Annotated in this window: 12 protein-coding genes; 5 read left to right on the plus strand and 7 right to left on the minus strand. The window is 63.0% G+C overall.

The genetic code is table 11. The features are described from left to right. On the minus strand, positions 1 to 977 hold a 977-nt coding region (locus JHD07_RS16750), incomplete at its 3' end, for a cytochrome P450 (RefSeq protein ID WP_291624167.1). A 259-nt stretch (positions 978 to 1,236) separates the two neighbouring features. On the opposite strand from JHD07_RS16750, the gene JHD07_RS16755 reads away from it, so the two are divergent. Beyond that, positions 1,237 to 1,881, plus strand: coding sequence for an NAD-dependent dehydratase (locus JHD07_RS16755; protein WP_291624169.1), 645 nt, complete (start codon positions 1,237 to 1,239; stop codon positions 1,879 to 1,881). Positions 1,882 to 1,938: 57 nt separating this feature from the next. Here JHD07_RS16755 and JHD07_RS16760 read toward each other — a convergent pair whose 3' ends face one another. Together JHD07_RS16760 and JHD07_RS16765 are read right to left on the minus strand one after the other, a co-directional pair. Further along, positions 1,939 to 2,802 (minus strand): L,D-transpeptidase, encoded by an 864-nt coding sequence (locus JHD07_RS16760; protein WP_291624187.1) that lies wholly within the window; start codon positions 2,800 to 2,802, stop codon positions 1,939 to 1,941. A 1,947-nt stretch (positions 2,803 to 4,749) separates the two neighbouring features. Continuing rightward, positions 4,750 to 5,118, minus strand: coding sequence for a hypothetical protein (locus tag JHD07_RS16765; protein WP_291624171.1), 369 nt, complete (start codon positions 5,116 to 5,118; stop codon positions 4,750 to 4,752). Positions 5,119 to 5,305: 187 nt separating this feature from the next. On the opposite strand from JHD07_RS16765, the gene JHD07_RS16770 reads away from it, so the two are divergent. Continuing rightward, a complete protein-coding gene (locus JHD07_RS16770) occupies positions 5,306 to 5,593 on the plus strand; it encodes a hypothetical protein (protein ID WP_291624173.1) in 288 nt (95 codons plus the stop codon). 200 nt (positions 5,594 to 5,793) lie between these two features. Here JHD07_RS16770 and JHD07_RS16775 read toward each other — a convergent pair whose 3' ends face one another. Further along, on the minus strand, positions 5,794 to 6,411 hold the full coding sequence (locus tag JHD07_RS16775; RefSeq protein WP_291624175.1) for a TetR family transcriptional regulator: 618 nt from the start codon (positions 6,409 to 6,411) through the stop codon (positions 5,794 to 5,796). A 137-nt stretch (positions 6,412 to 6,548) separates the two neighbouring features. Between JHD07_RS16775 and JHD07_RS16780 the strand changes: the two genes are divergently transcribed. Continuing rightward, on the plus strand, positions 6,549 to 7,619 hold the full coding sequence (locus tag JHD07_RS16780) for an NAD-dependent epimerase/dehydratase family protein (protein WP_291624177.1): 1,071 nt from the start codon (positions 6,549 to 6,551) through the stop codon (positions 7,617 to 7,619). 188 nt (positions 7,620 to 7,807) lie between these two features. Here the strand turns inward: JHD07_RS16780 and JHD07_RS16785 are convergent, their stop codons facing one another. Both JHD07_RS16785 and JHD07_RS16790 read right to left on the minus strand, forming a co-directional pair. Beyond that, entirely contained in the window at positions 7,808 to 8,584 is a 777-nt protein-coding gene (locus JHD07_RS16785; RefSeq protein WP_291624179.1) for a LuxR C-terminal-related transcriptional regulator, read from the minus strand. A 74-nt stretch (positions 8,585 to 8,658) separates the two neighbouring features. Continuing rightward, positions 8,659 to 9,801, minus strand: a complete 1,143-nt coding sequence (locus JHD07_RS16790; protein ID WP_291624180.1) for a substrate-binding domain-containing protein — start codon at positions 9,799 to 9,801, stop codon at positions 8,659 to 8,661. 90 nt (positions 9,802 to 9,891) lie between these two features. On the opposite strand from JHD07_RS16790, the gene JHD07_RS16795 reads away from it, so the two are divergent. Next, entirely contained in the window at positions 9,892 to 12,006 is a 2,115-nt protein-coding gene (locus tag JHD07_RS16795) for a hybrid sensor histidine kinase/response regulator (protein WP_291624182.1), read from the plus strand. 521 nt (positions 12,007 to 12,527) lie between these two features. Here the strand turns inward: JHD07_RS16795 and JHD07_RS16800 are convergent. Further along, positions 12,528 to 13,721, minus strand: a complete 1,194-nt coding sequence (locus tag JHD07_RS16800; RefSeq protein WP_291624184.1) for an LLM class flavin-dependent oxidoreductase — start codon at positions 13,719 to 13,721, stop codon at positions 12,528 to 12,530. Between the two features lie 265 nt (positions 13,722 to 13,986). Here JHD07_RS16800 and JHD07_RS16805 point away from each other — a divergent pair. Then, a partial coding sequence (locus tag JHD07_RS16805; RefSeq protein ID WP_291624189.1) for a periplasmic nitrate reductase, NapE protein occupies positions 13,987 to 14,139 on the plus strand: 153 nt, incomplete at its 3' end.

Raw genomic sequence — 14,139 nt, forward strand, 5'->3', positions numbered from 1 at the left:
CTCTTGGAGGTGTCGCGGCGCACGTCGAACTGGTCGGCACGCTCGAAGTGCTTCTCGTCGCGATTGGCGGAGCCGAACATCAGGAACACGCGCTCGTCCGTCTCGAACGACACGTCGCGGATCGTCCAGGGCTTTGCAATGCGCCGCGGCGACATGCCGATCGGCGAGATCCAGCGGGCGTATTCCTCGAAGGCCTGGAGCCAGGACACCTCGCCGCGCCTGACAAGATCGAGCTGATCGGGATGGGTCAGCAGCGCCCAGACCGTGCCGGCGATCGCCTTGCGCGGCTCGTTCTGGCCGCCCGAGATCGCGAGCTTGACGTTGGCGCGCACGCTCTCCATCGCCATGCCGGAGGCGAGCAGCACGCCGAGGATGCTCTGGTCCGGGCGCTTGCGCATTACCGGCAGGATATCGTCGATCGCGGCGTCGATGCCGGAGGTCGCCGCATGGCAGCGAGCCTCGACGGCGGGATCGCCGGCATAATTGGCGATGCCCTCGATCATGCCTTGCGACCACGCATCCATGTCCTGAAAGCCGATATTGGTGAGGCCGGTGATCGACTTCAGGCATTCGCCGGAGAACGGCAGCGCGAAGTCGCGCATGAAATCGATACGGCCGGGCCCGAGGCGGTCGAGGATTCGATCCGCATGAGCCTGGAACTGCGCGGTCCAATGCGCCTTCACCGTCTTCGGCGACACGGTCGGAAACATCGCGCGGCGCTCGGCCAGATGCGCCTCGCCGTCCTTGCGCATCATGTTGTGGCCCATCAGCCGGTTCATCAGGCCGGCGGGCTGGTGCGAGGAGAACACGTCGATCTGCTTCTCGGAGACCGAGATGTCGTCGCGGCTGGTCAGCAGCGTCGAGCCGAGCTGCGGCACGAAGGCGATCGGCGCCTCCTTGCGCATCGTCGCGAGCATCGGATAGGGGTCGGCCCAGAACGCGGCCGGGTCGATGTCGATGCGCGGCGCGGTGCTCAAGGCGGTCTCCCCGGGGGTTTGTGTGCTTCAGGGCAGACTAGCGAACTCCGCGCCCGGCGTCTGTCCCCAGCGATTGGGACGAAGGCGCCAAAGCAGTCGTTCGGCCGTCAGGTTTGCAGGGACAAAGCGGCAAGGAAGTTTCCTGCGGCGCACAACCTTGACAGCTGCCGGGACCTGGAGATCGTCGCCCGCCGGCTTCAAATTTGCCGTGGCGACCGGTTTCTGTACACTCGGCCTGCAAATCCAACAAAGGATGGTCATGACCACACTGCTCATCGTTGGCGCGACGGGGCTGGTGGGCGGCCGCGCAATGGAGCTCGCTCTGGCGGACCCTCGCATCACGCGCATCATCGCGCCGACACGGCGTGCGCTGCCGCCCCTGGAAAAGGTGGACAATCCTCGGCTCGATGATTTGCTTGCCGGTGCCGGCGGTGAGGAATGGCAAGCCGACGGCGCGGTCTGCGCGCTCGGAACGACGCGGGCGGCGGCGGGGTCGGCAGCGGCGTTTCGAGCGGTCGATTACGAGCTGGTGCTGCTCGTAGCGCGGCGACTGCGCGAGGCCGGGGTTGGTCGGTTCGCGCTGGTGTCGTCCCTGGGCGCCAGCCCGCGATCCTTGTTTCTCTACACGCGGACAAAGGGCGAGGTGGAGCAGGCGATCGGGGCGCTCGCTTTCCCGTCCCTGACGATCCTGCGGCCGGGCTTCCTGGACGGCGAACGCGCCGAAAGCAGGCCAGTCCAGCAAGCGGTGCGGATTGTCCTGGGCCTCGTATCCCCCCTGTTGCCGCGGGTTGCGCGTGCCAGTTCGGTGACCAACGTGGCCCGCCAACTCATCGAGGCGTCTGTTGCGGGCAAGCCAGGAACACACGTCATAGGAGCCGCGCAACTGGCGGAGGGTGGCAGCTGACACCGCCGATCCCGGCGCTGCTGACGATTCGCCGAGGCGACGACCCGTCCCCTGGAGCTACCGGACCTCGGCAACCTTCGGTCCGGACGCCGGCGTTTGCGCGTTGGTTGCCGCGGGCCGGTTCGGCGGCGCCGCAGAATCCGGCGATCGGGACGCGGCGTCGGGCGGCGCTCCCGGGGATGGTTTGCGGGCAGCGGCATTCGGAAGCACGATCACTTTCGCGCCGACCTTCACCCGCTCGTAGAGGTCGACGACGTCCTCGTTGGTCAGCCGGATACATCCCGACGACACCCGCTTGCCGATCGTATCGGGCTTGTTGGTGCCGTGAATCCGGTATTCGGTTTCGCCCAGATACATCGCCCGCGCGCCGAGCGGGTTGCCGGGACCGCCGGCCATGAACCGCGGCAGGTAGGGCTGACGCGAAACCATCTCCACGGGCGGGCGCCAATCCGGCCATTCTGCCTTGCGCGCCACCGTCTGCTCGCCGGCCCACGCGAAACCTTCGCGGCCGACGCCGATGCCGTAGCGCATCGCCTGCCTGTCGTTCAGGACCAGATAAAGAAACGTGTTTCCGGTATCGATGATCACGGTACCCGGCGCCTGGCGGCTGGCGTAGTCGACCACCTGCCGGACCAATGCTCCGGGCGCATCAGCGTCGGCCTTCGGCGGTTCGGCCGGCGGCGCCGGGGCCGAAATTGCAGCCGGCGCAGGCGCGGATGTATGAACCGGAGGTGCCACGTAGACCGGAGTTGAAGACGCCTGGGCCTGGGACGCAGGCGGCTTCCGGGCCGGCTGCACGCCCGCCGGACGGGACAGCAAGCCGTAACCCAATGCGGCGACGGCCACGACGCCAATTCCAACGCGCGCGGCCATCGGGAGGGCGATGGTCTCCGCCTTGCCACGTTTGGCCCGCTTCTTCATCGCTTTCCCCGGCGTCACCATGCCCAAGAGAGGTACTCAGCAAGTTTTAAGAAACTTCGAAGCGATGTGGCCGAGACAAGGACAGTCAGCCATGGTTAACGCTGAACGCAGGATATGGTGCAGTGAGAGTTCCGCCTGACGATGACCTGGCGAGGTGGACAAAGCTTCTGAGCGCAGAGCGCATCCGGGGCTGAATTTCTCCGCGGAGCGGGCGTCCTTCGCTCATTACTGGGCGACGGCTTTGGGCCAGAAGCAGAAGTCGCCGACTAAGGAGGACCACAGGCCAGGGGATATCGTCGCACGTCTGAACTTGGTCGTTTCACGGCGAACTGCACCAGATCGCCGACCTGACCGTAAAATCGGGTGCAAGCTCCAAGTTGGATTTCAACAGCAGGAGGCAGTTCACGATTTGAATTTCTATCTGGAGAATTGCGTTCGGACACTCAAGTGAAACGCCGAGGATACGCCCCGAAAAGAGTTTAGCTCCGACCGATGGTTTATGGCACGTGCCATCGAACACGAACTCTGCGCGGCATCGAAGGGCGCAAGCTGGCTGTTGTGCAGAGGCGGAAAGCGAATGAACTGGCAAGGCAACCGCAAGACACAATATACACAGCCCGCATGCAGGCAGGATGTTGATAATCCGGTCGCTCATCATCGCGCAATGTGCCAACTCTTGGTAAGGTTTGCAAAGGGTCAAACTGCGAAGAACTCAGGTTGAGCAAATCTGGTCCGCTCTGCCGCGATGAGCGGATCTCCGGCAGACGTGGCGCAACTTCTCGAATGGGCCAAGAGGCGACATTGAAGGCTTGACCTGATATGAACGAAGGGGTTTCGACTGAGGCGAAGCTTTGATGAAAATTGACTGGCTGGAACCATGGATGCCAATCGAGCGGCCGGAAGAGCGAGAAGCAATACAAGCAGAGCTTCATTCTGAACTGGGCGCCTCGCATCCGTTGTTCGGGCTATCCGTCGTTGCGCTCGCGAGGCGTTACGATCAAGACGACGTCTTGTTCGAGCTTACCGACAGCCGCGTCGCAGAGGTCCACTTGACTTGGAGCCACACACCGGAGGGGGATCGGCATTGGCCGAGGACGGCAATTTTCGCATCTGCCGCCGTTTGGATGGAGGAAAGAATGAGACCTCTCCACGAAGAAACTGGGCCGTTTTGATTGGCGCACCATTTGTCTGGTGAGGGTCAAACGCGTCACTTGCCTGCGTGCCGTTCTCTTCCGGTCTACCCCTGTGAACGGACATGGTCGGACCGCCCCGGCATGTCTCAAACGGGCCAGAAGCTGACTTAATGGTCTGCAAACCCTAATCGTCAGAGAGGTGCCAGCTGAGAGCGTCCTCGTGCTACTTTAGCGGGTATGTCGCCTTTCAGCACCCGTTCCACCCTTATGCTCGTCCTTGTCGTCGGGGGTACGTCAAGCGCCTACATGTTCTTCGGCGTTAGCCTCGTCGTGATGCTGATTGCGTTGGGCCTAGCCTGCCTTGTGTACGTTCCGTTCGCTACGCGCTACGGATGGGGCAATGAGGGGCGTCTTACGAGGCATCTCAGTCGTCCGCCATTCGAAGACGAAAGCCGCAGAGCCAATTAGGCGCGAGAGCGTACGTACCCTGAAGGGACAGGGATGACTCTTTCAAAGGAAGTCCGAGTTTGGCGGTTTCGAGTGCGAGGCTTTGCGGTTGCTGGAGCTGTATGTCTCGCCGTGATTGTCTTCCTGAAGTTTCTCGATCCAATCGAGCTCGTGAAAAGCTTCATTCTTCCGCTTGTTCTGCTCCTCGTCGGTCTTTGGCTGTGCGGGCTATATTGCACCTACCGATATTGGAAAAACTTCCGAGAAGATGAAGTACGACGCGGCGGATCAGAGGAAACTGCTCGCGCAAAATGGCATAAACTGCACCCGCCCCCTGGCTAGATGCTGGTGGGCCGCTTTGGGTGACTTAGCCGGGACCGCCCTGACGCACGGGACCGTGCTGCTCATGTGTCGAACCATTCAGCCAAAGCCCATAGCCGATGGCTATATGAAATACAGCGTATGTGAGCGCATTTTCGATGATGACGGAAGCGTGACCGCCGTGGGTGATAAAAACCTTCTCGGCAAACCCAATAGCATAATACGCAAAATATGCGCCAGCAAACCCGCGCCAAAAAGTCCCGGGAAGGAAATCAATTTTGAACGCCATTAGCACAAGACCGCAGGCTGAAAGCACTTCAATTGCAAGGTCGACAATCTGCGCCGCGCTCCCTGCATCGGCGATGCCATAACACGCGAGCACGACAGCGAATAATGCAAAAAGCTTCCAACCCACGTAAACCTCTGAAATCGTAGCACGCGACCTTAGGTAGAGGTTATTCGTAAAGCTATCGCTGCTAGGCTTGGTTTAGTGAAGGTTATGGCGATAGGCCGAAAGCTTGGGGAGCGGAACTCGATCCTGCAAGTCAGGCCGGCTTGTCGCTCAAGTCTGCAATGGGTCAACAGCGCCGTTTTGACCAGCGATGGGAGGCATCCGCTTTACTCCCGACCCCGAACATCTCGCCGCAACGCCCGAACGCTTTGCGTCTGATTTATTGCGTCTGATCGACGCACTGGGGCCTCACCAAGAGTTCTTTGCCGAGGTCAAGGCCGACGGCGGAACGGCGAGTATCATCATTCAATTCATGCACGGATTTCTCGCCGACGAATTGTCCAGCACGACACCTGCTCGACTTGCTGAGCTCGATTTATCGCTCGGGATCGAGTGCTACGCGGGTCTTCCAAAGTCGCCGACGGCTCCCACTCTATGACTGCTTTGGGTCAACAACGTCAGTCCTGCGCTTGGCTGCACACTTCCGGTCTACCTCTCTGAATCGACATTTAGCGGCACCGGCTCAACGGCAGTGAAGGACAGCAGCGGAAGCTGCCGGTAAGCGGCGTCTGAGCAGCAAACTAACCATTCACGGAGCCGGGTCGTCTGCTGATCTCAATCAGCCCGCCGCCACCGGCGTCACGTCAATTTGAGACCCGCTTTGAATCCGGCGCAGATCGTGCGCACGACGTTGCGAGCCATCTTCTCGCTGGGGAGATTGGCCGCGACAGCGGTTGCCACGTGAGCGGGATGGACGAACACGGTCACCGCGTCCCGCACCACACCGGCGGCGGCCTCGACATCATCGACTCGGATTTCACCGCGCTTTTTTGCATCAGCCAGGATGCGGGCGACGAGAGCGGTCATCGCTTTCGAATACGCCGCGATGATTTCCGGCCGCTCCTCAACGATGCGGCGATACAGGCCATAAACCTCTGCATCGGCGCCAAACCGCTCGCGCTTGCGGGCATGTAACGCAATCACCATGCCCTCCAGGCGCTCTGCGAAGGATCCTTTCGCCTCGACGAATTTTTTCGCCATCTCTTCCTCGTCGCGCATCATCTCGACGACAAGGGCGTCGAAGATGTCTGCCTTGGAGCGAAAGTGGCGATAGATCGTGGTGTGCGACGTGCCAAGCGCACGCGCGATGTCGACCACGTTGGTCTTTGCCTCGCCATGCCGACGTACCTGGGCTCTGGCGGCATCGAGAATCTGCTCTCGGAAGGAATTGTCGTCGGAAGGGGAACTTGAGGGCATATCGACCTGCGTTTTCCCGGCAAGAGGTACAGCAAAGCCGCCATGCTTTCAAATCCGAACAAAATATGAATTATGTTCGTTGACTTTTGAACGGACGCGCGACATGATCGGGCACCATTCAGCTCGAGAGGTTCGCCATGACTGATCTCCTGAAACCATCCGAACAGGCCCGACTTGCGCTCGTGACCGGCGGCTCCGGCTTTGTCGGGGGACGTTTGATCTCGCACCTTCTCGCCCGAGGCTGGCAGGTGCGGGCGCTGGCGAGAGCTGCTTCGAGCGAGGCGCAAGTCAAAGCGCTCGGGGCGACGCCGGTTCGTGGCGCGCTCGACGACGAGCAGGCGCTGCGAACGGCGATGCAAGGCTGCGAAATCGTGTTTCACGTTGCTGCGCACTTCAAGCTTTGGGGCAAGCAAGAGCTTTTCGATCGGACCAACGTCGAGGGCACGCGTGCCGTCGTGACCGCGGCGGCGGCGTCGCCCAGCGTGCGCCGCGTGGTCGCGGTCAGCGCAGCGGCGGTGGTCATGGGTGATCCCGAGCCGATGCTGGATGCCGACGAAAATCTTCCGTTACAAGTCCGCGCCTTCTCGCCCTACGCCTCATCGAAAGCTGAAGGCGAACGCATCTTGCTGGCGTCCAACGGCGTCCGCCCGGGCCTGGAGACGATCGCGCTGCGGCCCCCCTTCATTTGGGGAGGCAAGATGCCGACGCTCGATCACATGGTGGACACGGTGAAGGCTGGGCGGTGGCAATGGGTCGCTGGAGGCACGCAGGCGATGTCGAGCTGTCATGTCGACAATCTGTGCAACGCGCTGATCCTCGCCGCAGACCGGGGTCGCGGCGGAGAGGCGTATTTCGTCGCAGACGCGGAGCAGAGCACCCTCAAGAGCTTCATCTCGTCGCTGCTTGCCACCCGCGGGATAAGCCCGCCTGACAAGTCCGTCCCGTTCGCAGTGGCGTGGACCATGGCCGGCCTCATGTCAGCGGCGTGGCGTCTTCTGCGCCTCAGCGGCGAGCCGCCGATCACGCGCCAGATGCTGCGCCTCATCGGCAAGCCGTTCACGATCAGCACCCGCAAGGCGCAGGACGAACTGGGCTACGCGCCGCAGATCACGATGAAGGAGGGACTTGCCGCGATGCGGCAGCCTGATGCCGACTTCGCCGGTCTGGCTGACCATTGGGGAGACCGGCGCGCAGTCGCCGTCTCGTGACGGCGAACGTCATGCCGGCCGGATGTGTGGTCGCTTTGCTCGGTGTCGCGGACTTGCCGACGCTCTCGTTCCAGGGCTGTCGCATATGGGAGCGATCTCGCCTGTGGCCATCCTTCGAGACGCCCGCCGGAGGCGGGCGTCTCGAAGGAGGAGGCTCGCGCGAAGCACCATATGCGATGGCCCTGCCTCTAGTTCACTCCGCCAGGCCCCGAGAGCAGCCGCAGCACGATTGCGAACAATTCGTTTTGCGAGGAGATGCCGAGCCGCTCATAGGCGCGCTTGCGGTAGGTCAGGGTCGAATGCAGGCCGATGCCGAGTTCGCGCGAGATCGCTTCGGAGCTATAGCCTGCGAGGATGCGGCGGCAGACCTCCTGCTCGCGCGGCGTCAGCGCGGAGAGCGGCGCGTGCGTTGCGAACAGCGCCGCAACATCGGTTGTCGGCTCCTTGCGAAAATGGCGCGCGACGCTGGCAGCGATCGCCGGTGCGATCGTCCCGAGGCGCTCGCGCTGCGCGGCGCCGAAGCGGCCCTGCGACGTGATGCGGTAGAAATTGACGTAGAAGCAGGTGTCGTCCACCCAGATCGCGGCCGCGCATTTGTCGACGATGCCGGAATCGCGGAAGAAGATCTTTCGATAGCGCGCGCCGTACATGCGCGGCGCGAAGGCCGGCAGCATGATCGGCGCGCGGCCCTCGCCTTCGAACAGCGCCTCACGGTTGGGATCGGATTCGTGAAACTGGCCGGCATAGGCCGCGCCGAGATCGCCGCCGATCGGAATGTTGCCGGCATCGAGCAGGCAGCGTGCCGCACCCGTCCGGCTCAGCGCGAACACCATGCAATGACCGACGCCGGCCTGCCGGCGCAGCGTGTCGATCAGGACGTCAGGGAAATCCGGGCGGCCGATGGCGAGCACCGCGGACGTGACGTCGCTGGCCGCCAGATCTGAACCTGCCCCATTTGACTGCATCCTCGCCTCCGTCTTCTTCTTCAACGTGGGCGACCTCAGGCCGAAATCACCTCGTCCAGGTCACCTCGTCCAGCTCACCTTGCCGCCACCCCCGTGCATTTGTCTCCGCAAGCAGCCGCGACTTCAGGAGGAGGGCTACGCTTCGTCACCATTTCAAGTGCAGACAACAAATTGCTCTGCTTGACGCCGAGCGCCGCGATCGAGATGTAGGGAGCGACGGGTTTGCCCAGGAGGGCATACAGAGCCGCGTTTGCTTCTGCCACACCCAGGTCATAAGGCATTTGTGCACCGATGGCGTGTATTTGGCCGCGAGCGACATAGAGCGCACTATCGGGCCCGAGATCGTTCGTCGTCACGACGATGTCCTCGCGACCCAGCGCCTGCGCAGCCGCAATCGCCTGCATTGCAGGATCAGCCCACACGGCAAAGATGCCTTTGATGGTCGGGCGCGCCGTCAGCATCGCGATGGTCTTGTGATAGACTTCGCTGGGCTGGGTGAACTTCTCGACTACCGCGAGCCGAACGTCCGGGTGGGAGGTCAATGTCCGCTCGAAGCCACGGCGACGCGCCGCAATCGAGTAGTAGGAGTCGTAACTGTAGGTGATCAGCGCGACCTCTCCACGGCCACCGATCGCCTTCAGGAGCTCCTCAGTCGCAAAAGCCGCATTCTGCTCGTTGTCGGACGCAACCACCGTGACATAGTCCTTCCCCGGTTGCAGTCCGTGAGGCACGTTATCCATGAAGATGAGCTTTATCCCGGCCTCGCCGACGCGCCGATAGGCCTGCGCCTGCGTGGCCGGATCGATCGGGACCGAAAACAGGACGTGAACCTTCTGGTCGGCCAAGGCCCGCAACTGCGCCGATTGCCGCGCCGGATCCTGAGCCGCATCCGTCACGGCCACGACCTCCACCCCGTATTTGCCCAGGGTGTCGGAGATTGCTTGGACCTGCAGGGAATTCCAAGGCGTATCCAGCGCTTGCATCGCGATGGCGGCACGGTAGCGCCCGTTGCGCAGCTTTGTCAGCTCCTCTGCCGTGAAGACCGGCGGCAGGGGTGGCGTGGCAGGAGCCCCCTCGGGAAAACCGACGACCGGTTGGCCCTTCGCCGAGAGCGGCAGGGGTCCGGTCTGGTCATCCCCGGCAAGGCTCGGCCGGCCCTCCGATAGCACTGCGGCGGCCAACGCCGCGGCCAGCCAGAGCGCTCCCCCCTTACTCATCGGCCCGCTCCGTGCGAGGAATTCGCGGCAACGTGGAACCATCGGACGGTAGCAGGGTTCCATGTTTCTCAAAAGGGTTCCGGGGCAAGCGTGAGTCCATCGAAACAGAGCCTTTTCTGGCCGCTGCGGCTGATCGCCGTTCTGAGCCTCGCATTGCCCGCGGGGGTTCTGGCATTTTCCATTTGGCAGGATTGGCAGTCAATACACGAACAGGCGCGGGAGCGCATCCAGAGCTCGCTCGACGTGCTTCATGAGCAGACCCAGAAGTCGCTGCAAACCGTCGAGCGCTCGATCTCGGAAACCAATGAAGTGCTCCGCGGCATGTCCGACGAGGCGATCCGCGCCTCGGAATCGGCGCTGTATGTCAGGCTCAAGCGCACCCAGCAGGCCTTGCCGCAGATCGAGTCCATTTGGGCCTTCGACAAGAACGGGCATCCCCTGGTGTCCAGCACGATCCTGCCCGTCCCGAGAGATCTGAACAACTCCGACCGAAGCTACTTCCAAGCGCAGCTGAATTCGTTCGACACCTATATCAGCGAGGTGCTCCGCGCCCGCGTCGGGACGCAGCGGTTCTTCGTCGTCAGCGGCCGACGCACAAGCGATCCGGCCGCCGGCTTCCAGGGCGTGATCGGCATAACCGTCACTCCCGACAGTTTCTCGGAATTTTATCGGAAGCTCTCGCGGGGACGGGACGCATTCGGCCTCGTTCGCTCCGATGGAACGGTGCTGGCCCGCTTTCCCGAGGGCCGTATCGAAGACATAAGGGGACCGAACGACCTCTCGCGCGCCATGGAGAAGCAGCCGACCGCAGGCTTGCTGGAGATGCAATCGCCGCTGGATTTGCTGGAAAGGATCGTTGGTTATCAAAAAGTGCGCGGCTACGAGATCTATGTGGTGGCCGGCATCGAAAAGGCCGCGCTCCGCGCCGAGTTCTGGCGCGACACATTGCTGCGGCTTGCGGTCGGCATTCCGATCGCGCTGAGCCTGCTGGCGCTGTCACTCTATGCACTGCGGCGCGCCGAAAGCTATCGGGATGAGGTGGTCCGGCGCGAAGCCGCGGAAGCTGCGCTGAAGCAAGGTCAGCGGCTGGAGGCACTCGGCCAGCTCACGGGAGGGGTCGCGCACGACTTCAACAACCTGCTCATGGTCATCCAGGGCAGCGCACACAGGATCAAGCGCACTCTGTCCGCGGACGCGCGGCTGGCAAGATCGTTCCAGGCGATCGAAGAGGCGGTGAACCGGGGAAGCACGCTGACGCGGCAGCTGCTGTCCTTCTCGCGCCGGCAGCCCCAGGATCCCGTGGTCGTGGACCTCAAGTTCAGGCTTCCCCAGATGCAGGAGATGCTTCAGGCGAGTCTCCGCGGCGATATCGTCGTGCGAACCGAGATCGCTCCCGAACTCGGGCGGGTCAAGATCGACGTCAACGAGTTCGAGCTGGCCCTGCTCAATCTGGCAGTCAACGCGCGCGACGCCATGTCCGACGGCGGACAGCTGATCATAGGAGCCAGGAACGTCGGCGCCTCCGAAGCTCCGCCGGGCCTGTCCGGTGAGTACGTCGCGATCGCCGTTCAGGACACCGGTTGCGGTATCCCGGACGAGATTCTCGATCGGGTGTTCGAGCCCTTCTTCACGACGAAGGAGGTGGGACGGGGAACAGGACTTGGCCTTTCGCAGGTCTATGGATTTGCCCGACAGTCCGGCGGGACGGCGATCGTCGAGAGCCAGCAAGGCCGCGGCACGCGCGTGACCATCTATCTTCCGAGGACCTTCGACGAGAGCGCTTCGGCCAGTCCTGCCGAGGCAGCGGAAGAACTGCGGTTCACCGGAAAAGTCTTGCTGGTGGAGGACAACCGCGACGTCTGGGAAGTGACGCGCGGCCTGCTCGAGGATCTCGGGTTCAGCGTCGACCTGCTCAGTGACGCGGAGAGCGCGCTGAGGCATCTGCAGACGTCGGACCAGGCCTACCGCTTCCTCCTCTCCGACATTGTGATGCCGGGCCCCATGAACGGACTCGAGCTCGCGCGCAGAGTTCGGGAATTGCCGGGCACGAGCCTTCCGATAATCCTTGCCACCGGTTATAGCGCGCAGGCGCAGGCTGCGTCCGACGAAGGCTTCGTGCTCCTGCGCAAGCCTTACGGCGTCCTCGAAATCAGGAAGGCGGCGGCAACAGTTCTGGCCGACCGCGGTACGGCAAGAGTCGCATAAGCCGCGGTTCGGGATCGAACCTCTCGATCAGCGTGCCGAGCCAGCCCTGCGAGTCCAGCTTTCACGGTGGCTTCCGCTTCGCGGGCCTTGCGCAGCAGCAGATCGCGGTCGTGCCCCGGCGCCCTCTGCTGCGCGCTGGACTTGGCCGGGGTGGCGGACGCAAGCAGGCGTTCGCGTGACGGTCACGTCACGTCGGGGATTGTCGAAGCGGGCGGTGAATCCTCTCTCGGCGCTGGTGCTCCCGGTGCCCTGCAGCCGCCACGTCATCAGATCTTTGCCGTTATTCGCATCGAAAAGCCGGCAGCTCTCCTAACAGGAATTGAATAAAGCAACTTGCTCGCGACAACGAGCACGAAGCCTTTGTGCACGACACGGCCCCCTCCAACGGCGCGACCATTGACGCGCCAGCCGGACGCCGTTGTGCGGCCGGGCTCGCGAGTCGCGTTGCGTTAAATCAAGTGAGCAGGTTGCGCCGCTGAATCGGCGCGTCGGCCAGGCAACGAGAAATATAAGTGCGAGCCCTACCCGGCGCGCGCGACGTCGATCGCGAGCTTGCCGTAGCGGTCGGTGAAGGCCTCGGTGTCGATCTCCTCCAGCTCGATCTCGCCGTTCATCACGCCGCGTTTCCATTCGGCCTGAGCCGGATCGTTCTGGAACTCCGGCATCACCTCGCGGCCGAACAGCTCGAGCGATTCGCAGATATGCTCGTGACTGTTCTTGCCGGCCTGGTTGAGCAGGATGACCTGGTCGATATGCGAGGACTGGAAGCGCTTCAGCTTCTTCCGGATCGTCTCGGGCGAGCCGATCAGGCCGCCGCGCAAGGCCGCCTCCTGGGCTTGCGGATTGTCACGCTTCCACTTGTTGTACTCGTCCCACATGTTGACGGTGTAGGGCGCGGGCCGCTGGCGGTTCTGCGCGGCGCCGTAGAAGCGGAGCGCGAACTGGAAGAAGGTGGCGCCGTCGGCGCGGGCACGCGCCTCCTCGTCGGTCTTGGCGCACATGAAGAACGAGACCAGCGCCATGTTCGGGTTGATCTCGTAGTCGGCGAGCTTGTGCAGCCGCTTGGTCATCGCGTTGTAATAGGCGTGGACCCAGGCGTGCGCGGCATCGGCGCTGACGAACTGGAAGCCGAGCGCGCCGAAGCCGTGGCGGCCGGCGCGTTCGATGGTCGGCAGCTGCGAGCACGCCATCCACAACGGCGGATGCGGCTTCTGCACCGGCTTCGGCACGACGTTGCGCAAGGGGATGTCGAAATACTTGCCGTGGTGCTCGCTTCCAGCGTCCCTGAACATCGGGAAGATCGCAGCGACGGCCTCCTCGAACACCTCCTTCTTGGTCTCCATGTCGCGGCCGAACGGCTCCAGCTCGGTGATGGACGCGCTCTCGCCCATGCCGAACTCGCAGCGGCCGTTCGAGAGCAAGTCGAGCACCGCGACACGCTCGGCGACCCGCGCCGGATGATTGGTGGTGAGCTGGAGGATGCCGTGGCCGAGCCGGATGTTCTGCGTGCGCTGGCTTGCAGCTGCGAGGAAGGATTCCGGCGAAGGCGAATGCGAATATTCCTCGAGGAAGTGATGCTCGACCACCCAGGCATGATCGTAGCCGAGCTTGTCGGCGAGCTCCATCTGAGAGAGCGCGTTCTGGTAGAGCCTGAGCTCGTCACCCGCTACCCAAGGCCGCGGCAGCTGCAACTCGTAGAAGATGCCGAACTTCATGGCGTCGATCTCCCGCATTCTTTTTGTTAGTCGCATCTTAATGCGTGAGGCGGCGCTGTCTACGGAGCGCTGATTCCGCCGCGCGGAAGGATCTTACCGGCGGTCGGCATTTCACACGTCCGGCGCGGGCGCCGCGCGCTGCGACATCCGGTTCGGCGCCCGATTGATCCAGATCAACGCCTCGTCGGCCCGCGGGCATCTAAGGTAGGCTAAGGCGACGGCCCGGATGCCGTCTCGATTCCCCACATCATTCGAGAGACCGGACATGTCCGCCCCTGAGGACGCGACGTCGCGCGTGCGCCGTAGGCGCATGGAGATTTTCGCCTTCCTGTTCCTGACCGCAATCGTGATGCCCGTGCTCGCGGTCGGAACGGTCGGCAGTTACGGCCTTGGCGTCTGGATCTACCAGATGTTTGCC

This window comes from Bradyrhizobium sp. (assembly GCF_016462955.1).
In the GTDB taxonomy this organism is placed as follows: Bacteria; Pseudomonadota; Alphaproteobacteria; order Rhizobiales; family Xanthobacteraceae; genus Bradyrhizobium.